Origin of the sequence: Prauserella sediminis (assembly GCF_014195435.1) — a bacterium.
In the GTDB taxonomy this organism is placed as follows: Bacteria; Actinomycetota; Actinomycetes; order Mycobacteriales; family Pseudonocardiaceae; genus Prauserella; species Prauserella salsuginis.
Window position 1 is genome coordinate 3,511,839 of the sequence record NZ_JACIBS010000001.1, and the last position, 19,184, is coordinate 3,531,022.

Consider the following 19,184-nt stretch of genomic DNA (forward strand, 5'->3'; position numbering starts at 1 on the left):
CATGACCGAGTCCCGCACCCGCGTCGACTTCTACTTCGACCCGATCTGCCCGTTCGCGTGGATCACCTCGCGCTGGATTCTCGAGGTCGAGAAGCACCGGGACATCGACCTCAACTTCCGCGTGATGAGCCTGGCCCTGCTGAACTCCGGGCGCGAGCTGGGCGACGAGTACGTCGAGCTGATGAAGAAGGCGTGGGGCCCGGTGCGCGTTGCCGTCGCACTCGCCCAGCAGCAGGGTGAACAGGTGCTGCGCGACTACTACACGGCCTTCGGCACGCGTTACCACAACCAGGACAACAAGGACATCGACCTGGTGCTGAAGGAGGCGCTCGCCGAGGTGTCGGCACCGGCCGAGCTGCTGGACGCGGCCACGTCGACCGACTACGACGAGGCGTTGCGCAAGAGTCATCACGAGGGCATGGACCCGGTGGGCATGGATGTCGGCACGCCGACGCTGCACGTGGACGGCGTCGCGTTCTTCGGCCCGGTGCTCTCCTCCATTCCGCGTGGCGAGGACGCGGTGAAGCTGTTCGACGGCGCCGTCGCGATGGCGAGCTACCCGGACTTCTACGAACTCAAGCGCACCCGCACCGGTGAGCTGAACTTCGACTGACACCGCGGGTTGACGCCCCCGAGGTGCCCTTGGGGGCGTTCAACGCAACGAATCGTCCTCTCGTAGCACGATCTCCCTCGCGTCAGGGCGCGCTGTGCGTGCACATCGACGGCCTCGGAGTGAGCGGAGGATTCGTCGCACGCAGTGCAACCAGGGTGTCCTTGGGGTCTTCCGTGACGTCGCGGGTTTCGGTCACGACCACTAGGGTCTGACGTGGTGACTCATCGGAGGGCGAGGCGGAAGGGGGAGCGATGACGGCACAGGTGCTCGAGACCCCCGACGTGGATCTGGCCTACGATGTCCACGGGCAGTGGCCTCCCGGTGACGGCCGACCACTGCTGATGATCGGTCAGCCGATGGACGCGAGCGGATTCGCCGCGCTCGTCGGACTGATGCCGGACCGCACGGTCGTCACCTACGACCCACGCGGACTGGGCAGGAGTGTCCGCAAGGACGGCAGGGTCGACAACGATCCCCTCGTTCAGGCTGTCGACGTGCACACGCTCATCGAAGCCCTTGGGGCGGGCCCGGTCGACATGTTTGCCAGCAGCGGCGGTGCCGTCGCTGCGCTGGCGCTCGTCGCGACCTACCCGCACGATGTGCACACGCTCGTTGCCCACGAACCGCCGCTGCTCACCGTGCTGCCCGACGCCAACGCGGCCGAACGCGCCCGTGCGGGCGTCCGCGACGCCTACGCCGCGCGGGGTTGGGGTGCGGGCATGGCGGCGTTCATCGACATGTCGTCGTGGCAGGGCGAGTTCACCGATGCCTACTTCGCCCGGCGGGCACCGGATCCGTCGACGTACGGACTGCCGGCCGAGGACGACGGTTCCCGCGACGACCCGTTGCTGTCCGAACGGTCCTGGGCGGTGAGCGATTTCCAGCCGGATGCCGGCGCGCTGCGGCATGGGCCCACTCGCATCGTCGTCGGCGTCGGGGAGGAGTCCACGAACCTGCTTACAGGGCGCACCGCGGTCGGCACCGCGGCATTGCTCGGGCAGGAGGCCACGGTGTTCCCCGGCGATCACGGCGGTTTCGTCGGCGGGGAGTTCGGCCACGCGGGCGTGCCGGAACGGTTCGCGCCCGCGCTGCGCGCCGCGCTGGCGTGACGCTGCGGGCGCGGTAGGCCGGTGGGGGCTGCACCAGCGGGATCCGGGGGCGCGCGGGATGTCCGCGCGAGGGTGGTGCGGGACAGGGTTGAGGGCATGACGCCCACCCCGGCCGACACGGCCGCCGCAGCCGACGTATCCGAACCGTCCGAGACCAGGCAGGGCAGCGACTTCGCCGTGCTGTCCCGCCGCATCGCCGATGCAGGCCTGTTCGCCCGCCGCCCCGGTTACTACGCCGCTCGCATCGGCATCGTCGCCGCTCTGTACGGCGCCGGTATCGCCGCGTTCCTCTGGTTCGGCGACACCTGGTGGCAGCTGTTCGTCGCCGCGTTCTTCGCGGTCGTGTTCGCACAGGTCGCACTGGTGTCGCACGATCTGGCACACCGGCAGGTGCTGCGCACCCGGCGGGCCGGCAAGATCGCGGGACTCATCGCGGGCAACCTCGGTATCGGGATGAGCTACGGCTGGTGGATGGACAAGCACACCCGGCATCACGCCAACCCGAACCACGAGGAACACGATCCGGACGTGATCCCGGACATCCTGGTGTGGTCCCGGCAGCAGGCGCTCGCCAGCAGGGGGCTGCCGCGTCTCATCGGGCGCAGGCAGGCGCTGTGGTTCTTCCCCCTGCTCACTCTGGAGGGTTTCAACCTGCACTTTTCCAGCGTGCGGGCGGTGATCGGCCGGAACGCGAACCCGCGCATCAAGAGTCGGGGTGTGGAGGCGGCGCTGCTCGCCGCCCACATCGCCGGATACCTCGGCGCGCTGCTGCTCGTCCTCTCGCCGGGGAAGGCGCTCGCGTTCCTGCTGGTTCATCAGGCGCTCTGGGGTGTCTACATGGGATCGGTGTTCGCGCCGGGACACAAGGGAATGCCGACGCTGCAGGCGGGCGAGAAGCTCGACTTCCTCCGCAAGCAGGTACTGACGACCCGTAACGTCCGCGGTGGTCCGGTGGTCGACACCCTGATGGGCGGGTTGAACTACCAGATCGAGCACCACCTGTTCCCGCATCTGCCGATGCCGCACCTGCGGAAGGCGCAGCCGATCGTGCGGCGGTACTGCGCGGAGATCGGCGTGCCGTACCACGAGACGGGGCTGCTGAGCTCGTGGGCCGAAGCGCTCGGCCATCTGCACCGCGTCGGCGAGCCGCTTCGCCGTGGTGAGACCGGCCGAGGGTCGTGACAGGAGGCCACAGCGTCGCGACCGAAGACCACAGCGTCGCGACCGAAGACCACAGCGTCGCGACCGGACAGCACAGCGTCGCGGCCGGACAGCACAGCGCATGGCGAGACAGCGCTCAGCGCCCCGGCGGGACCGGACCGCAGCCAGCGCCACAGTGGGACGTGGTCGGCGATCCCGCTGAGCGCGGTTCACGACAGCGCGGCCCGGCAGACCTCCGGCGGCAGGGGAGCGGCGTCGACGGCCGCGGTGACGGTGAGCGTGCCCGCGCGGACTCCGGTTCGCAGATCCGCCAGCGCGTGCAGGTCCGCCCGCGCCCGTGCGACGAACGCGGCGTCGACAGGCTCGCCGTGGCCGGGAACGACCACCCGCGGCCGGTGTCCGAGTACCTGGTCCAGGGCGGCGGGCCACGCCGCGAGGTGCGTGTCGGGCCCGAAGGACTCCTCGGTGAACGATCCGCCCGGTGCGTGCTCGACGAGATCGCCGGCGAACACGACGTCACCGGCGACGGCGATCACGTCGTGGTCGGTGTGTCCGGGACCCGGGTGGACGAGCTCGACCGTGCGGCCGCCGAGGTCGAGCCGCGCTGCGCGGTCGAAGGTCCGCGTCGGTGCGGCGATCGGCGTCGCCGCGAGGTCGTCAGCCAGCGCGTGCCTGCCCTCGGCCCGGTATCGATCCATCCATTCCCGACGGTCGGTCTCGGCGTGTTCCGCCAGTGCGCCCCGGCATCCGGTGTGTGCCCATATCGGACGGTCGCCGAACGCTGCGGCACCGAAGGAATGGTCGAAGTGCGCGTGCGTCAGCACGATCACCGGCGGCGCCGACGTCACCTCGCGGACCGCCGCCGCCAGCTCCTCGCCCTGCCCGCGGGAGCCGCGGGTGTCGATCACCAGGCACCGCTCGGACCCGACGACGAGCCCGACGGTCAGGTCCAGTTCGGCGTAGCGGCGCGAGTACACGCCCGGTTCCTGCTCGGACCAGTCAGGCACCGGTCAGCACCCCGTCGGTGCCCAGTATCGGCACACCCGCGGACATGCCGACCTCGACGGCCCGTTCGACGATCTCGCCGTCGCCGTGTGCGGTCAGTTCGCGGCCCGAGGCCGAGCCGCTCACCGCCGCGGGCACGTCGGCCACGGCGAACGCCTGCGCCGCCACGACCGCCTCGGGGGAGACGTCGCCGTAGGACTGCAGGCCCGCGACGACGGCCCCTGCCCCGAGCTGGTCCTCGACGCACGGCCGCAACGGTCCGTCGGATCCCGGCGCCGCGCCGGCCGCCACGCCCCACCGTTCTCCCGCGGCCAGCACGCCGATCGGTTCGCCCGCCGCCAGGTCCGCGGCGTGCTTCGCCACTGCGTCGGCGTTGCGCAGACAGGCCGTGAGCACGTGCGCACCCGTCGTGGCGGCGTCGGCCGTCAGTGTCGCCCCGTTCGGCGACTGCACCGGCTCTGCCCCGCCGGAGGGCGCCTCGGTAACGGTGTCCGTCCATCGCACCGGCTGCACCGCGGTGCCCTCCGCGAGCAACAGGTCCACCCGCGTGGAGAACGACAGGACGTCCACGATCACCAGTACCGCGCACCGGCCGCCCAGTGCGGCCAGCCCGGACGCGCCCCAGTCGAGCCGCACGTCGTGGCCGTCCTGGGCCAGCAGCGCCGGGGTCTGCGTGGTCGCGGGGTTCGTCCCGGGTGTCGTCGGAGTCGAGTTCGCCGGCATCGCATCCGTCATGGCTCACACCCTGCCGGGTGGCCCGAGGCCATATGCAGCGGGGATGGCACACTGCCGCTGTGCGTGTCTATCTGGGATCCGACCATGCCGGCTTCGAGCTGAAGAATCACCTCGTCGCCCATCTGGAGAAGCAGGGCCACGACGTCACCGACGTCGGCCCGCATGTCTACGACGCCGCCGACGACTACCCGCCGTTCTGCATCGAGACCGCGCGGCGCGTCGTCGCCGACGAGGGCAGCCTCGGTGTCGTCATCGGCGGGTCCGGCAACGGCGAGCAGATCGCCGCCAACAAGGTGCCGGGCTGCCGGGCCGGCCTGGGCTGGAGCGTGGAGACCGCCCAGCTCACGCGGCAGCACAACCACGCCCAGGTCATCGGCGTCGGCGCGCGGATGCACAGCGTCGAGGAGGCCACCGGGATCGTCGAGGCGTTCCTGGACACGCGGGTGGACGACGACCCGCGGCACACGCGCCGGGTGCAGCAGCTGACCGACTTCGAACAGACCGGCGACGCCCCCGCTCTGCCGGAGGCCTGATGCCCGAAGGGCACACCCTGCACCGGCTCGCCCGGCTGCATCAGCGGCGCTACGCGGGTGCGCCGGTGCGGGTGAGCAGCCCCCAGGGCAGGTTCGCCGCCGAGGCCGCGCTGCTCGACGGTGCGACCTTCGTGCGGGCCGATGCACACGGCAAGCACCTGTTCCACGACTACGGTCCGCTCGGCGTCGTCCACGTCCACCTCGGGCTGTACGGCGCGTTCGCCGAGGCTGCGCTCCCCGAGGCGGACCCCGTCGGCCAGGTGCGGATGCGACTGTCCGGCCGGACACATTGGACTGACCTGCGTGGCCCGACCCGGTGTGAACTGCTCACCGAGCCCGAGGCCGACGCCATCGTCGCGCGGCTCGGCCCCGACCCGCTGCGCCGCGATGCCCGGCCGGAGCTCGCCTGGCAACGCATCACGCGGTCGCGGACCTCGATCGCGGCGCTGCTGATGGACCAGAAGGTGCTGTCCGGGGTCGGGAACGTCTACCGCGCCGAGGTGCTGTTCCGCCACGGCGTCACCCCGATGCTCGCCGGCCGCGACCTCGACGAGACGGCTTGGAAGGCGATGTGGGACGACCTCGTCACGCTCATGCGCGCGGGTGTGCGCAGCGGGCGGATCGACACGGTCGCCGACGAACACCTGCCCGAGGTCACGGGCCGCGCGCCGCGGCAGGACCGGCACGGTGGCGAGGTGTACGTCTACCGGCGGGCAGGGCAGCCCTGCCTGGTCTGCGCCGCGCCGGTCGCCCACACCGAACTGGCGGGCAGACACCTCTACTGGTGTCCGTCCTGCCAGCCCGCGTGACGTGACGGACCGGGGCGGTCAGAACCCGAAGTCGAACCCGCCCATGTCACCCATGTCGCCGCCACCGAAGTCGCCGCCCATGTCACCGCCGGCGTCTCCGCCCATGTCGCCGCCGCCGTCACCGGCATCGCCGCCACCGCCGTCGCCGCCCTCGCTCATGGCGTCCTCCTGGCCCGCGCTGTAGCCGTCGGCCCAGGCCTCGCCGCTGGGGACACCCGCCATGCCGGCGAACATGGTGCTGAACAGCATCATCGAGCCCAGGCCCCACGCGCCGGCGACCAGTGCGGGTTTCCACCACGGCTCGCTGTACCAGCCCTGCGGCACCGGCCTGCCTGCGACACGGCCGCCGGGGTAGTAGTGCGGGGTGTCGGAGCTCGGCTGCGGCGAGGCCTCGTAGTGCTTGCCCTCGACGTCGACCGAGCGGTGCTCGGTGACCTTGCCCGCGGCCTGCCGCTCGCGGTCCTCCGGCAGTGCGGGTCCCGGGTCGAGGCCCATCGCCTCCCGCGCGGCGCGGACGTAGTAGAGCCCTTCGAGCGCGGTCTCCTTGACGAGTTTCGCCTGCTCTTCGGTCTGGGCCTGTTCCATCTGCGAGCCTGCCGCGTTGTAGCGCTCCGACGCGTCGGCGATCGCCTGCTGTGAGGCCGTGTCGGTGCCGGTCAGGTTGAGCACCTGGCCGCCGAGTCGTTCCAGCCAGCGGCGTGCCTCGGCTTTCGCATCCTCCAGCCGGCTGCGTTTCGCCTGCTGGTTCGACTGGATCAGGTAGTACCCGCCACCGACGATGATCAGTACGAGGACGACGAGGACGAGCTCCATGAGGTACTCCGCTCCATGAGGTGCTCCAGGGGCGTACGCGTTGCGGGGAGGCTGCCGGCTGACCGGACAGACTCCTTCGAACCGGACAACGCCCGCGGCGCCTCGATAGTTCCCACGTGATCACCAGGCGCGGCCCGTGTAGTACGCGTCCGTCCAGATCCGCTGCTTGCGGATGACGTCACCGCTCTCGGGTGCGGCCCAGACGTGGTTGCCGCCCGCGTAGATGCCGACGTGGTAGACGGAGCCTCCCTCGTGGAAGAACACCAGGTCACCCGGCACCTTCGCGTGGTTGGCGACGGCTCGCACGGCCCGGTGCTGCTCACTCGACGTGCGAGGCAGCCGGATCCCGACCTGCCCGTGGACGAACTGGGCGAACCCGGAACAGTCGAACCGCTGTGGTCCCGCGGCACCGTACGCGTACGGTTTGCCGGCCTGGGCCGCCGCGACGTCCACGAGCTGTCTGCCGATCGGTTTCGTGGGCCGCTCCGGTGCCGGTGGTGGCGGAGGAGGCAGGCGCACCTCGACCCGCTGGGGTGAGGAGGCAGCCGGGTCGAGGAACGTGCTGCCGTCGTAGGTGAGCCGCCACTCGGCGGTGCGGTCCGGGGTGCGGTGGAACGTGGCGTTGCCGTCGTCGCCCGTGGTTGTGGTGTCGACGGCCTGCCACCGGCCGTCGGCGGCCCGGCGTTCGAGGGCGACCTGCTCACCGCTGACCGGGCGGTCCCGCAGCCCGGTCAGGGTGCCCGACAGCGTCACCCGTGTGCCCTTCTCCACGGTGTTCGGTACGTCGTGCAGGGACTGCTCGCTCGGTACGACGGCTGCCGCGTTGCCCGCGAAGGCGACGAGAGCCGTGCCACCGACCAGTCCGATGACCGTTGTGCGCTTCCACGGTGTGGACACGCCGATCCTCCAACAGGAACGTCACACGTCATGGTCCCCCGACCTCGCCGAGGCCGTCGTGGCATCGGCACCGTGCTGGGCCGATGGGGTGAACCACCGGCCGGGACGACCGTAAACACGGGTTCCGCGGTGGTCGCGAGTCGAGAGCACCCACACCGGTGAAGCTGCGTATGGCCCCGGATCGCCGTCGACTCTGGCGCAGCGAACTAGAACACGTTACTGTTTTGCGGCATGAGGTTCACACTGTCGGTGGCCCTGACCCCGCTGGATCAACTGACCGAACTGGCCGTCACGGCGGAGGAGTGCGGGTTCTCCTCGATCGCCCTTCCCGACTCGCTTTTCTATTCTGAGCAGGTATCCGCGGACTATCCGTACACTCCGGACGGAAGTCGGTTCTGGGACGAGAACACGCCGTGGGTCGACCCGCTGATCGCCGCGGCGTCGATGGGTGCGGCCACGGACAGGATCACGTTCTACACATCCGTGCTGAAACTCGGTTCGCGGAATCCGGTGCTCTTGGCCCGTCAGGTGGGTTCGGTCGCGAACCTCACGGGCGACCGGTTCGGACTGGGGCTCGGTGTGGGTTGGGCTCCGGAGGAGTTCGAATGGTGCGGGGTGCCGTACCGGCGGCGCGGCAAGCGGGTCGACGAGGCCATCGACGTGCTCCGGCTGATCCTCGGTGGCGGGATGGTGGAGTACCACGGCGAGTTCTTCGACTTCGACAAGCTGTGCATGAGCCCCGCGCCGAAGCGGCACGTGCCGTTCTACATCGGCGGGCACAGCGAACCGGCGCTACGCCGCGCCGCCCGCGTCGGTGACGGCTGGTCGTCGGCGATGATGAAACTCGACGACCTGCGCGACACGATCGCCCGGCTGAACACGCTGCGCGCCGAGTACGGCCGCGCCGATGAGCCCTTCGAGTTCCAGGCGGTGTGCATCGACCGGTTCGGCCTCGACGGCTACCGCGAGCAGGCCGACGTCGGCGTCACCGACGTGATCACCGTGCCCTGGGTGTTCGACGGTCTCGGGTTCGACGCCCCGGTCGAGCAGAAGAAGGACTCGATCAAGAAGTTCGCCGACGAGATCATCGAGCGGTTCTGAGGAGGTCCGGCGTATGGGTGTCACGGTGTGCTGGGATGTCGACTCCGAACAGCCGCCCGCGCGTGTCGCGGCGTTGCGGTCCATGGAGGCCGTCGCGGCGGGGGACAAGCAGCGCTGGCTGAACCTGTTCGACCCGGCGGCGGTGATCGAGGATCCGGTCGGGCCGTCGCCGTTCGACGAGGAGGGCAAGGGACACCACGGCGCGGAGGGCATCTCGGCGTTCTGGGACCTGACGATCGCGCACGTGCAGCGGTTCGAGTTCGTCGTCCGCGATTCGCACGCAGGAGGCGACGAGGTGGCGAACGTCGCCACGATCACCACGTTCTTCGACGGCGGCTACCGTGTCGACACCGACTGCGTGATCGTCTACCGGGCCGGCTCCGACGGGCGGCTCCTGTCGGTCAGAGCGTTCTGGGAGACCGACCGTGCGGCGGCCACGGCACGGCAGGTGGATGACGACACGTCCCTGTGACGCGTGCCGACATTGGCTGGACGGCCCGCCGCGGGAGTGATCTCCTTCCGGATACACCCCGGTCGTGAGCGGCCGGTGCCGGGCATTCGGAGGTCTCGTGTCGCCGCACGTGTACGACCGCATCGGTACCGATTACGCCCGTGGCCGGCGCACCGATCGCCGGTGGATGTCCCGCATCTCCCGGGCCGTGGACGACGGCGCCGTCGTCGATGTCGGTGCCGGTGCGGGCTCGTACGAGCCCGACCGGTCGACCGTGCTGGCGGTGGAACCGTCATGTCGCATGCTCGCGCAACGGGCCGGCGCGGTCCCCGCCGTGCAGGCTGTGGCAGAGCAGCTGCCGCTGCGCGACCGGGCTGCCGACGTTACGTTGGCCGTGCTCACGGTGCATCACTGGCGCGACTGGCGCCGTGGCCTCGCGGAACTGCGGCGCACTTCCCACCGTCAGGTGATCGTGGCCTATGAGACCCGCCTGCACGCCGAGTTCTGGCTGACGCGCGAATACATCCCCGAGATCGCACGACTGGAGGCCTCGCGTCCGTCCGCAACCGACATCGCCGACGAGCTCGGCGCCGACGATGTGACAGCGTTGCCCGTCCCGTGGGACTTCGCCGACGGGGTCTTTCCGGCGCACTGGCGGCGCCCTGAGGCCTATCTCGATGCCCGGGTCCGGCGGAACTGTTCCGCTCTGGCCCAGACCGACGAGGCGGCGGTGTCGCGGGGCATCGAGCGGTTACGAGAGGATCTTGCCTCCGGTCGTTGGCATGAACGGCACCGCGACCTGCTGGGCCGCGACGAACTGGATGTCGGCTTCCGGCTCGTGACGCGCGGTTGATGAGGGTGAGTGGATGGAGGCGCGCATGGAGATCGTGGTCGACGATCTGTCCGGTCCGCGGATCGCGGAGTTCCTGGCCGAGCACCTGCGGCAGCTGCGGGCCACGTCGCCGCCCGAGAGCAAGCACGCCCTCGATCTCGAGGACCTGCGCAAGCCGGACGTGACGTTCTGGTCGGTGCGCAGCGGCGAGTCCGTCGTCGGCTGCGGCGCGATCAAGCGTCTCGACCTCGAACACGGCGAGCTCAAGTCGATGCGCACCTCGCCCGACCACGCACGCGGTGGCATCGCGTCCGGACTGCTGGAGCACATCCTGGCCGAGGCGTGGCGCATGGGGCTGACGCGGCTGAGCCTGGAAACCGGTTCGGACGAATTCTTCCTCCCGGCGCGGAGACTGTACGAGAAGTTCGGGTTCTCCTACTGCGAGCCGTTCGCCGACTACCGGCCCGATCCGAACAGTGTCTTCATGACGAGGACGCTCTGACGGGTCGGGCCGGCCACGGTCGGCGTCACGATCCGTCGCGGGACACGCGCATGGCCGGGGCGCGCACATGGCCTGGACACACGAAAGGCCAGGGCCCTGAAGGGCTCCTGGCCTGGGGTTTCGTGCTCTGAGCGGGCGACGGGAATCGAACCCGCACCACCAGTTTGGAAGACTGGGGCTCTACCATTGAGCTACGCCCGCATGCCGCCGGTGACCGGCTGCGTGGGCAGTCTACCGGTAGCGCTATGGTGTATTCACACCACCCCGCGTGGTGGCCGGGGTGTGGCGCAGCTTGGTAGCGCATTCGCTTTGGGAGCGAAGGGTCGCAGGTTCAAATCCTGTCACCCCGACCGTCGGAGGTCGCCTCTGACCTGCAGGAACGCTGCGGGGTCAGAGGCGACTTCGTCGTTACTGGGGGCTGGGCCGCCCGGTCCGGTCGCATGCAGCGCGCGACCGCGCCACCGCCCGTCGTCGACACGAGGTATGTCGCGGACCGAGCTCAGCACCTGACCCAGCCGCGGCCGTTTCCCCAGCCGCACCCGTCGAGCCATCGACCGTGGGCGTCGCGCAGCGTGGCGCCGTCGCCGGTGTTGTTCCAGACGTACGACGTGCGGCCCCAGTAGCGGTGCCACGGATTGTTCTTCCCTCGGCCGGTGTGCACCGTGATCTCCTTGCCGGGCATCACGGTCGTCTGCGGGAAGCGGTACGTGTGTCCTTGGCGGTCGTGCACTCGGAAACGAGTGATGTTGATGGGCACCCGGGACGTGTTCCGCAGTTTGACCCACTCGGCGTTGAGGCTGCTGTTACTGCCTCGGTCCGTGCCGGGGGAGTCGTATTGGACGGCGGCGATCTGCATCCGTGCCGCGGCTTCCGCGGGAAGCGCGGTGACGAGGCCGAGTGTCAGCATGCCGACGGTGAGCAGGACTGTGGCGAGGGATCTTCGCATGGCGAACCTTCCGGGAACGCGGCCCGGCTGCACCGCGAGCGGCCGATGGATGTGCCTTGACGTCGGACCACGAGGCGCTGCCGTTACAGGCCCCGATGTTCGGGAGTACGCGCCGGTCGTCGACCGTGCTCCGTGGCTCACCGAGACACCCCCGTGTGGCGTCGGCGATGGTGCTCCTCGGCCACCGGCGGGTCAGTCCGCCGTCGCGATGTCCTCGACCGCGGTCACGAGCTGCTGCACCTCGGATTCGGTGGTGTACGGAGCGATCCCGGCTCGGACGGCGCCCGTGTCGCCGAGGCCGAGGCGGCGGGAGCATTCCAGCGCGTAGAACGTGCCCGCCGGTGCGTTCACCCCGCGCTCGGCCAGTCGGGCGTAGACGTCCGCCGGGGCGAGGCCGTCCACCGAGAACAGCACCGTCGGCGTGCGCCGCCGCATCCGCGAGCCGTGCAGCGTGACGCGGCCGGTCGCAGCCAGGCCGTCCTCCAGGTTCGCCATGAGGGCGTCCTCGTGCCGCACCACGGCGTCGAACGCGGCCGCGAGCGCGTCCCGTCGCGACACCGTGGGCCCGCCCGCCCCGATGCCGGCGAGGAAGTCGACCGCGGCCGTCGTGCCGGCCAGGAGCTCGTACGGCAGAGTGCCGAGCTCGAATCGCTCCGGCACGGCGTCGGTGGAGGGAGCGAGCTTGTCCGGCCTCAGCGTCTCCAACAGCTCCGGCCGCGCGGCGACGAACCCGAGGTGCGGCCCGAAGAACTTGTACGGCGAGCACGCGTAGAAATCCGCGCCGAGCGCCTCGACGTCGATCAGCGCATGCGGCGTGAGATGCACGCCATCCACATAGGACAGCGCACCCGCCTCGCGGGCGGCGGCGGTGATCGCGGGGATGTCCGGTCGCGTGCCGAGCAGGTTCGACGCCGCGGTCACGGCGACCACCCGCGTGCGCTCGGACAGCAGCTCGGTCACCGCGGCGACGTCGAGCTCGCCGGTGACGGCGTCGAACTCGGCCCATCGGACGGTCGCCCCGCGGGCCTCGGCCGCCTGCACCCATGGCCGGATGTTCGCGTCATGGTCGAGCGTGGTCACGACCACCTCGTCGCCGGGGCCCCATCCTTTCGCGAGCGTGCGCGCGAGGTCGTAGGTCAGTTGCGTCATGCTGCGCCCGAACACGATTCCGCCGGGCGCGGCGCCCACGAGGTCGGCCGCGGCGCGGCGCGCGTCGAGCACGATCGCGTCGGCCCGCCGCTCGGCGGCCGTGTTCGCGCCGCGGTTCGCCACGGCAGAGCAGAGCGTGTCCGCCACGGCCGAGGCGACCGGCCGCGGCACTTGGGAACCGCCGGGCCCGTCGAAGTGCGCGGCGCCATCGGCGAGCGCGGGGAACTGGGAACGGAACTGGGTGACGTCGAAACCGGCCATGCCCCGAGTATGGACCAGTCCACGCGAAGGGCCGCCCGGCGCAACACGCGCCGGGCGGCCCTTCATGCGGTGCGGGACTGCTCGTTAGTGCGCGCTCGCCTTCTCGGCGCCTGCGCCCGTCAGCGAGCGGACCTCCATCTCCTTGTGCTTCTCCTCGAGGTGTTCCTTCGACGTGAGCGTGCCGATGATGCCGAGCAGGAACGACAACGGGATCGAGACGATGCCCGGGTTCGACAGCGGGAACCACGCGAAGTCCGCACCCGGGATCATGGCGCTGTCGCTGCCCGACACGGCGGGGGAGAACACGATCAGCACGAGTGTGGTCGTCAGACCGCCGTAGATCGACCACAGCGCGCCGCGGGTGTTGAACCGCTTCCAGAACAGCGAGTACAGGATCGTCGGCAGGTTCGCCGACGCCGCGACGGCGAACGCGAGCGCCACCAGGAAGGCCACGTTCTGGTCCTTCGCGAGGATGCCGCCGATGATCGCGACTGCGCCGATCACGCACGCGGTGATCCGGGCGACCTTCACCTCGGTGGTCTTGCTGTCGACGTTGCCCTTCTTGATCACGTTGGCGTAGACGTCGTGTGCGAACGACGCCGAGGCCGTGATCGTCAGACCGGCGACGACCGCGAGGATCGTCGCGAACGCCACGGCCGCGATGAAGCCGAGCAGTACCGGTCCGCCGAGTTCGAGTGCCAGCAGCGGAGCCGCCGCGTTCTCGCCGCCCGGTGCGTTGGTGATCGTGTCGGTGCCGACCAGCGCCGCGGCGCCGTAGCCGAGCACCAGCGTGAACAGGTAGAACAGGCCGATCCACGAGATCGCCCACACCACGCTGCGCCGCGCCTCCTTCGATGTCGGCACCGTGTAGAAGCGCATCAGCACGTGCGGCAGGCCCGCCGTACCGAGGACCAGCGCGATACCGAGTGACAGGAAGTCGAGCTGCGTCGTGCCGCTCTCGCCGTACTGCTCACCCGGGTTCAGCAGCGCGTCGCCGCCGCCCGCAGCCTGGGAGGCCGAGCCGAGCAGCTCCGACAGGTTCAGGCCGTACTTGCCGAGCACCCACACGGTCATCACGGCCGTACCGGCGATCAGCAGGCCCGCCTTGATGATCTGCACCCAGGTCGTGCCCTTCATACCGCCGACCAGCACGTAGATGATCATCACGATGCCGACGACGGCGATGACGACGCCCTGTCCGACGTCGCCCTCCACGCCGAGCAGCAGCGACACCAGGCCGCCCGCACCGGCCATCTGCGCGAGCAGGTAGAAGAACGACACGGCCAGCGTCGACGTGGCGGCCGCCGCACGCACCGGACGCTGCCGCATCCGGAACGCCAGTACGTCGCCCATCGTGAACTTGCCCGTGTTGCGCAGCAGCTCCGCGACGAGCAACAGCGCCACCAGCCAGGCGACGAGGAAGCCGATCGAATACAGGAAGCCGTCGTAGCCGTAGACGGCGATGGCGCCGGCGATGCCGAGGAACGACGCCGCCGACAGGTAGTCACCGGCGATCGCGGTGCCGTTCTGCGGTCCGGAGAACGACCGGCCCGCCGCGTAGTAGTCGGACGCGGTCTTCGTGTTCCGGGAGGCGCGGAAGACGATCACCAGCGTGACGATCACGAAGAGGGCGAAGATGCCGATGTTGACCAGCGGGTTGCCGCCCTCGACGCTGCCCTGAGCGAGTGTGCTCACTGCTTGTCACCACCTTCGACCTCGGCCCGGATGCTCTCGGCGATCGGGTCCAGCTTGCGGTTCGCGTAGCGCACGTAGAGCCCGGTGATCACGAACGTCGACACGAACTGCAGCAGACCGAGGATCAGGCCCAGGTTGATGTTGCCCACGACCTTGATCGACATGAAGCCGTGCGCGTAGTCGGCCAGCAGTACGTAGGTCAGGTACCAGACCAGAAACAGCGCGGTCATGGGGAACACGAAGTTCCGCAGCCTTCTGCGCAGCCGCTGGAAATCCTCGCTCGCGTGGACTCGCGCCCACGTTTCCGCCTCAGGTGGCTGAGGCTCGGTGGAATTCACGGTGACCTCCTTGTCACGGTGCACGCCTCGGAAAAGGCACGGGGAGTGTGCTGTGCGCGACACCGTAAGCGCGGGCCGGATCCGGGTGAACCGGTCAGCGGCCCAACCGGCGTGTGATGCGACGAACGGCCGACGAGCGGCGTGCGGGCCACGACGAGTGGCCCAAGTCACGCGCGGCACCGTCGCTCTGAGTGCGGGACACGAACGGCGAGAGACGGTGTTCGTGCAGGTGCAGTCGCAGCATCGCGGCTGTCGCCCACGGGGCAGGCCGGCCCAGCCGCGACACGACGATCATGGTGAGGAACGCGAGCGGGACGGTCCACGGTGCCGGCTGGGCGACCAGGATCGCCACCCAACCGTCCAGATCCGGCCCGCCGACGTTGACCAGGAACGAGCCGATCGTGGACACCAGACCTGCGGCGACGCCGGTGATCGCGCCTACGGCCGTGAGCCGGCGCCACCAGATGCCCAGCACCAGCAGCGGGCAGAACGTCGAAGCCGCGACCGTGAATCCCCAGGTGACCAGTGTTCCGGCGTCGAAAGCGGCTGCGGGCAGGGCGAGCAGCACGATCACCGCCGCCGCGCCGACGACCGCCAGACGCAGCTGTCTCAGCCCGCCGGGGACCAGGTCGTGGGAGATGGCCCCGGACACCACGAGCAGCAGTCCCAGCGACGTGGCGAGGAACGCCGCGAACGCGCCGGCGGTGAGCAGTCCGGTGAACACCGTTCCCGCCGTGCCGTCGTCGACCTGTGCGGGCAATGCGACGACGGCACTGTCCGTGGCACCGGTGAGGTACAGATGGGGCACGAGTACCCGGCCGAGCACGCCGTAGATGCCGGGGAACAGGTAGAACACGCTCAGCAGGGCGACGGTGAACGCGGCCGTGCGGCGTGCGGCGCGGCCGTCGGGACTGGTGTGGAACCGCATGATCACGTGCGGCAGCCCCATCGTGCCGAGCATCGTCGCGATCAGCACGGCCCACGTGCCCAGCAGCGGATACCCCTCGTCGTCGAAATCGAGCAGGGGCCGCTCCCAGCCGTCGGCCCCGGGCACGGCTTCACCGCGGACCTCGGGTACCGGGGTGCCGTCGGCGAAGGTGACGGTCGTTCCGGGCGGCACCTCCCACGGGCCCGGCTCCAGTTCGCGCAGACCGCCGTCGCGGCCGACGACCTCGACACCGGTCGGGACGTCGAGCGTCGCGCCGACGCGGAAGGAGACCGTCGTGTCGTCGCGGAAGTGGGTGAACTCGGTCGGCTGTGTCGCCTCGGTGCGCACGTCCGGTCCCGCCTGGATGAGCAGCCACATCGCGGGCACGATGAACATCATCAGCTTGAACACGAACTGGAACGCCTGGACGTACGTCGCCGCCCGCATTCCGCCGAGCGCGAGGGTGGCGCTGACGACCCCGCCCGCCAGGACCACGCCCACCCAGTAGGGCGTCTCGGTCACGACGCTGAGGACGAGTCCGGCCGTGCGGAACTGCGGCACCAGGTACAGCACACCGATCACGAGGACGACCACCGCTGCGAGCCTGCGCAGCGTGGCCGAGCCGAGCCGCGCCTCGGCGAAGTCCGGCACGGTGAGCGCTCCCGACCGGCGCATGGGGGCGGCCACGAGGGCGAGCATCGCGATGTATCCGGCCGTGAAGCCGACCGGATACCAGAGGGAGCCGATGCCGTCCTTGACGACCAGCCCCGCGACACCGAGGAACGAGGCCGCCGACAGGTACTCGCCGGACACCGCCGCGGAGTTCAACAACGGCGACACGCGGCGGGAGGCGACGAGGAAGTCCGAGGTGGTGCGCATCGCTGCGACACCGCGCAGGCCGATCAGCATCGTCACCAGTACGACCGGCGCGACCGCGAGGGCGACGATCACGAGGCGCCCTCGCGCGCCGGTTGTCCGGGGCCGGCGCTCGTGTCACCGTGGCCGCCGTCGTCGGAGCCGGCGGGCGCCTCCGGGTCGAGCAGGTCGCGCTCCGCCCGCTCGGCGCGGCGCAACTGCCAGAACGCCATCGCGACCATCGCCGGGAACGGCACCAGCACGATCGCGGCCCACGACACCGGCACGCCCGCCACGCGCATGTCGTCCAGCGCGGGCCACAGTAACAGTGCGAACGGCAATCCGAAGATCAGCGCCCCGAGCGCCGCCAGTGCAGCGATCGCACGGCGGCGGCCGGCGCGGTACAGCGCGATCGCACGCGGCATCTCGGCCGGATCGAGCGTCGTCGGCCGCCACGGCCCGCGATAGCGCCTGCGGGCGTGCGCGAGCCGGGTCTGCGGACTGGTGACGGCGACACGGCGACCGGTCATGTCGGCCGTTCGAACTCGCCCTGCTGCGCGGCTTTGAGCAACCGCTCCCTGAGCTGCCGGGCATGCCGCCTGCTGACCGGAACGTCGCCCAGGTCGGTATGGGCCAGTACGCCGCCGACCGAATCGCTCCGCAGCTCCCGCACCGCCGACAGCGCCACGAGGAACCCTCGGTGCGTCCGGACGAACCCGGCGCCCTCCCAGTACTCCTCCAACCGCGAGATCGGCATGCGCACCAGGTGCACGCCCGACGGCGCGTGCAGTCGGACGTAGTCACCGTGCGCCTCGGCGAAGCGCACCTCGCTGCGCTGCACGTACCGCGTCCTGCCCGCGACCTCGACGGGCAGCGCGGCCATGGCGTCGGGCACCGGCGCGTCCGCCGCCTGCCGTGCCGGCTGCTCATCGGCGCCCGCCATCCGGGCGACCCGGCCGAGCGCATCCGCGAGCCGTTCCGCGCGCACCGGCTTGAGCAGGTAGTCGACCGCGCCGATGCCGAACGCGGCGATCGCGTGCTCGTCGTAGGCCGTCACGAAGACGATCACGGGTGGCGTCGCGAGCTTGCTCAGCAGTTCGCCCAGCTCGATCCCGTCGAGCCCGGGCATCGCGATGTCCAGGAACACCGCGTCGTACTCGCCGCCCCGGATGGAGCGCAGGGCGTCGAGCGGATCGGCCGCTGCGGTCACCGACGCGACCTCGGGTGCCTCCCGCAGCAGGCTGCAGAGGTCGTCCAGTGCGGCGGGTACGTCGTCGACCGCCAGCACCCGGAGCCCGGGCGCCGAGGTGTGCAGCGGCTGCGGGGTCTCCTGCACCGTCACGGCACGACCCCCGGTTGGAACCGCGGCACCCGCACCACGACGCGGGTGCCCTCGCCCTCGGCCGTTTCCACCACGAGCCCGAACCACGGCCCGTACACGTTGCGCAGTCTCCGGTCCACGTTGGCCAGTCCCATGCCTCCGGTATCCCGTGTGTCGGCGCCGCCCGCCGCCAGCAGACGTTCGGCATCGCGAGGGTCCATGCCGGCGCCGTCGTCCTCGACGGTGATGACGCAGTCCGATCCTTCCGCCTCGCCCAACACCTGGACGGCCCCACCCCCGGTGCGGCGTTCGATGCCGTGGCGTACGGCGTTCTCGACCAGCGGTTGCAACACGAGGTACGGGATCGCGACGGCCAGTACCTCCGGTGCGACCCGGACCTGCACCTTCAGCCGGTCGCCGAGGACTGCGCGCTGCAACGCCAGATACGTCTCGATCGCGTGGAACTCGTCCGCCACGGTCGTGTACTCACCGTGGCCGGCGAGGCTGTAGCGGATGTAGTCGGCGAAATCGAGCAGCAGTTCGCGGGAGCGGGCCGGATCGGGGCGCACCAGCCCGGCGACGACGGTGAGCGCGTTGTAGACGAAGTGCGGCGAGATCTCTGCCCGCAACGCCCGTAGCTCGGCCTCGGCCGCCTCTTCCGCGGACGCCTCCAGCCTGCCGCGCTCCAGGGCGGCGACCAGGACGCCGCTCACCTCGCGCAAGGCCGACACCCGCGTCGTACCCGCGACGACCAGCACACCGGCCAGCTCGTCGTGGACGACGAGCGGCTCGGCGACGACCTCGGCCCGGCGGCGGCGGTGTTCGCTGTGCAGGACGTCGTCGACGAGCGCCGCGACGTCCACGTCCCGGGGGAGCGCCCCCGCGACGGTGAGCTCACCGGACAGGTCCGACAGAGCCACGCCGTCGGATGCGAGGAGCCGCCGGATGCCGCGGGCCGCGGAGCGGACACGCGGCCCGCTGAGCCCGTCGACCAGGTCGTCGGCGATGTGCCGGGCCGTCCGCAGGATCGCCGCCGGGTCGCGCAGCCTGCGCGGCCACGCGAGCCCGCCCACGGGCTCGTGCTGCGCTGGCACGGACATGCGAACTCCCGGTAGCGCCGACGACTGCGT

General features: G+C 70.6%; 21 protein-coding genes and 2 tRNA genes. 10 read left to right on the plus strand and 13 right to left on the minus strand.

Annotation, left to right across the window (positions count from 1 at the left end):
* The first annotated feature begins 1 nt into the window (after window position 1).
* From FB384_RS15940 to FB384_RS15950, 3 genes are all read left to right on the plus strand, one after another.
* Window positions 2–613, plus strand: coding sequence for a mycothiol-dependent nitroreductase Rv2466c family protein (locus tag FB384_RS15940; RefSeq protein WP_183783907.1), 612 nt, complete (start codon window positions 2–4; stop codon window positions 611–613).
* Between the two features lie 251 nt (window positions 614–864).
* Window positions 865–1,722, plus strand: coding sequence for an alpha/beta fold hydrolase (locus tag FB384_RS15945; protein ID WP_183783909.1), 858 nt, complete (start codon window positions 865–867; stop codon window positions 1,720–1,722).
* 96 nt (window positions 1,723–1,818) lie between these two features.
* On the plus strand, window positions 1,819–2,904 hold the full coding sequence (locus FB384_RS15950) for a fatty acid desaturase family protein (RefSeq protein WP_183783911.1): 1,086 nt from the start codon (window positions 1,819–1,821) through the stop codon (window positions 2,902–2,904).
* Between the two features lie 188 nt (window positions 2,905–3,092).
* Here FB384_RS15950 and FB384_RS15955 read toward each other — a convergent pair whose 3' ends face one another.
* Together FB384_RS15955 and FB384_RS15960 are read right to left on the minus strand one after the other, a co-directional pair.
* Window positions 3,093–3,890 carry an MBL fold metallo-hydrolase gene (locus tag FB384_RS15955; protein WP_183783913.1) on the minus strand — a complete coding sequence of 266 codons (798 nt, stop codon included), beginning with the start codon at window positions 3,888–3,890 and terminating at the stop codon, window positions 3,093–3,095.
* Entirely contained in the window at window positions 3,883–4,623 is a 741-nt protein-coding gene (locus tag FB384_RS15960) for a 2-phosphosulfolactate phosphatase (protein WP_228726040.1), read from the minus strand. Before FB384_RS15960 ends, FB384_RS15955 begins: the two co-directional genes overlap by 8 nt.
* Window positions 4,624–4,682: 59 nt before the next feature.
* On the opposite strand from FB384_RS15960, the gene FB384_RS15965 reads away from it, so the two are divergent.
* Together FB384_RS15965 and FB384_RS15970 are read left to right on the plus strand one after the other, a co-directional pair.
* On the plus strand, window positions 4,683–5,156 hold the full coding sequence (locus FB384_RS15965; protein ID WP_183783915.1) for a ribose-5-phosphate isomerase: 474 nt from the start codon (window positions 4,683–4,685) through the stop codon (window positions 5,154–5,156).
* Window positions 5,156–5,965: an Fpg/Nei family DNA glycosylase gene (locus tag FB384_RS15970; RefSeq protein ID WP_183783917.1), complete on the plus strand. Its 810-nt coding sequence runs from the start codon at window positions 5,156–5,158 to the stop codon at window positions 5,963–5,965. Before FB384_RS15965 ends, FB384_RS15970 begins: the two co-directional genes overlap by 1 nt.
* Window positions 5,966–5,983: 18 nt before the next feature.
* On the opposite strand, the gene FB384_RS15975 is transcribed toward FB384_RS15970, so the two are convergent.
* Entirely contained in the window at window positions 5,984–6,778 is a 795-nt protein-coding gene (locus FB384_RS15975) for a hypothetical protein (RefSeq protein WP_183783919.1), read from the minus strand.
* 120 nt (window positions 6,779–6,898) lie between these two features.
* Window positions 6,899–7,675, minus strand: a complete 777-nt coding sequence (locus tag FB384_RS27320) for a C40 family peptidase (protein ID WP_258936674.1) — start codon at window positions 7,673–7,675, stop codon at window positions 6,899–6,901.
* A 231-nt stretch (window positions 7,676–7,906) separates the two neighbouring features.
* On the opposite strand from FB384_RS27320, the gene FB384_RS15985 reads away from it, so the two are divergent.
* The 4 genes from FB384_RS15985 to FB384_RS16000 all read left to right on the plus strand — a co-directional run bounded on the left by FB384_RS15985 (window position 7,907) and on the right by FB384_RS16000 (window position 10,561).
* Window positions 7,907–8,776, plus strand: a complete 870-nt coding sequence (locus FB384_RS15985) for a TIGR03619 family F420-dependent LLM class oxidoreductase (RefSeq protein WP_183783921.1) — start codon at window positions 7,907–7,909, stop codon at window positions 8,774–8,776.
* Window positions 8,777–8,789: 13 nt separating this feature from the next.
* Window positions 8,790–9,248 (plus strand): nuclear transport factor 2 family protein, encoded by a 459-nt coding sequence (locus tag FB384_RS15990; RefSeq protein ID WP_183783923.1) that lies wholly within the window; start codon window positions 8,790–8,792, stop codon window positions 9,246–9,248.
* A 166-nt stretch (window positions 9,249–9,414) separates the two neighbouring features.
* Window positions 9,415–10,080 carry a methyltransferase domain-containing protein gene (locus FB384_RS15995; protein WP_183785636.1) on the plus strand — a complete coding sequence of 222 codons (666 nt, stop codon included), beginning with the start codon at window positions 9,415–9,417 and terminating at the stop codon, window positions 10,078–10,080.
* 13 nt (window positions 10,081–10,093) lie between these two features.
* Entirely contained in the window at window positions 10,094–10,561 is a 468-nt protein-coding gene (locus FB384_RS16000) for a GNAT family N-acetyltransferase (RefSeq protein ID WP_228726041.1), read from the plus strand.
* Window positions 10,562–10,691: 130 nt separating this feature from the next.
* On the opposite strand, the gene FB384_RS16005 is transcribed toward FB384_RS16000, so the two are convergent.
* Window positions 10,692–10,762 (minus strand) — tRNA-Gly (locus FB384_RS16005).
* A 75-nt stretch (window positions 10,763–10,837) separates the two neighbouring features.
* Here FB384_RS16005 and FB384_RS16010 point away from each other — a divergent pair.
* A tRNA-Pro gene (locus FB384_RS16010) sits at window positions 10,838–10,911 on the plus strand.
* A gap of 149 nt (window positions 10,912–11,060) precedes the next feature.
* Here FB384_RS16010 and FB384_RS16015 read toward each other — a convergent pair.
* From FB384_RS16015 to FB384_RS16050, 8 genes are all read right to left on the minus strand, one after another.
* Window positions 11,061–11,507, minus strand: a complete 447-nt coding sequence (locus FB384_RS16015; protein ID WP_183783925.1) for a lamin tail domain-containing protein — start codon at window positions 11,505–11,507, stop codon at window positions 11,061–11,063.
* A gap of 192 nt (window positions 11,508–11,699) precedes the next feature.
* A complete protein-coding gene (locus FB384_RS16020) occupies window positions 11,700–12,917 on the minus strand; it encodes a cysteine desulfurase-like protein (protein ID WP_183783927.1) in 1,218 nt (405 codons plus the stop codon).
* Window positions 12,918–13,001: 84 nt separating this feature from the next.
* Window positions 13,002–14,612 carry a solute symporter family protein gene (locus FB384_RS16025; protein WP_183783929.1) on the minus strand — a complete coding sequence of 537 codons (1,611 nt, stop codon included), beginning with the start codon at window positions 14,610–14,612 and terminating at the stop codon, window positions 13,002–13,004.
* A complete protein-coding gene (locus FB384_RS16030) occupies window positions 14,609–14,950 on the minus strand; it encodes a DUF485 domain-containing protein (RefSeq protein ID WP_183783931.1) in 342 nt (113 codons plus the stop codon). Before FB384_RS16030 ends, FB384_RS16025 begins: the two co-directional genes overlap by 4 nt.
* A 94-nt stretch (window positions 14,951–15,044) precedes the next feature.
* Window positions 15,045–16,829 carry a sodium/solute symporter gene (locus FB384_RS16035; protein ID WP_183783933.1) on the minus strand — a complete coding sequence of 595 codons (1,785 nt, stop codon included), beginning with the start codon at window positions 16,827–16,829 and terminating at the stop codon, window positions 15,045–15,047.
* Entirely contained in the window at window positions 16,826–17,263 is a 438-nt protein-coding gene (locus tag FB384_RS16040) for a hypothetical protein (protein ID WP_183783935.1), read from the minus strand. Before FB384_RS16040 ends, FB384_RS16035 begins: the two co-directional genes overlap by 4 nt.
* On the minus strand, window positions 17,260–18,075 hold the full coding sequence (locus FB384_RS16045) for a LytR/AlgR family response regulator transcription factor (RefSeq protein WP_258936688.1): 816 nt from the start codon (window positions 18,073–18,075) through the stop codon (window positions 17,260–17,262). Before FB384_RS16045 ends, FB384_RS16040 begins: the two co-directional genes overlap by 4 nt.
* Window positions 18,072–19,154 (minus strand): sensor histidine kinase, encoded by a 1,083-nt coding sequence (locus tag FB384_RS16050; RefSeq protein ID WP_183783937.1) that lies wholly within the window; start codon window positions 19,152–19,154, stop codon window positions 18,072–18,074. Before FB384_RS16050 ends, FB384_RS16045 begins: the two co-directional genes overlap by 4 nt.
* Window positions 19,155–19,184: the final 30 nt, after the last annotated feature.

Coding starts and splice junctions, on each gene's coding strand:
- FB384_RS15990 (WP_183783923.1), top strand. CDS start 8,790: ATGGGTGTCACGGTGTGCTGGGATGTCGACTCCGAACAGCCGCCCGCG.
- FB384_RS16040 (WP_183783935.1), bottom strand. CDS start 17,263: ATGACCGGTCGCCGTGTCGCCGTCACCAGTCCGCAGACCCGGCTCGCG.
- FB384_RS15940 (WP_183783907.1), top strand. CDS start 2: ATGACCGAGTCCCGCACCCGCGTCGACTTCTACTTCGACCCGATCTGC.
- FB384_RS16020 (WP_183783927.1), bottom strand. CDS start 12,917: ATGGCCGGTTTCGACGTCACCCAGTTCCGTTCCCAGTTCCCCGCGCTC.
- FB384_RS16015 (WP_183783925.1), bottom strand. CDS start 11,507: ATGCGAAGATCCCTCGCCACAGTCCTGCTCACCGTCGGCATGCTGACA.
- FB384_RS16050 (WP_183783937.1), bottom strand. CDS start 19,154: ATGTCCGTGCCAGCGCAGCACGAGCCCGTGGGCGGGCTCGCGTGGCCG.
- FB384_RS15945 (WP_183783909.1), top strand. CDS start 865: ATGACGGCACAGGTGCTCGAGACCCCCGACGTGGATCTGGCCTACGAT.
- FB384_RS15975 (WP_183783919.1), bottom strand. CDS start 6,778: ATGGAGCTCGTCCTCGTCGTCCTCGTACTGATCATCGTCGGTGGCGGG.
- FB384_RS16000 (WP_228726041.1), top strand. CDS start 10,094: ATGGAGGCGCGCATGGAGATCGTGGTCGACGATCTGTCCGGTCCGCGG.
- FB384_RS15995 (WP_183785636.1), top strand. CDS start 9,415: ATGTCCCGCATCTCCCGGGCCGTGGACGACGGCGCCGTCGTCGATGTC.
- FB384_RS15960 (WP_228726040.1), bottom strand. CDS start 4,623: ATGACGGATGCGATGCCGGCGAACTCGACTCCGACGACACCCGGGACG.
- FB384_RS15950 (WP_183783911.1), top strand. CDS start 1,819: ATGACGCCCACCCCGGCCGACACGGCCGCCGCAGCCGACGTATCCGAA.
- FB384_RS15985 (WP_183783921.1), top strand. CDS start 7,907: ATGAGGTTCACACTGTCGGTGGCCCTGACCCCGCTGGATCAACTGACC.
- FB384_RS15970 (WP_183783917.1), top strand. CDS start 5,156: ATGCCCGAAGGGCACACCCTGCACCGGCTCGCCCGGCTGCATCAGCGG.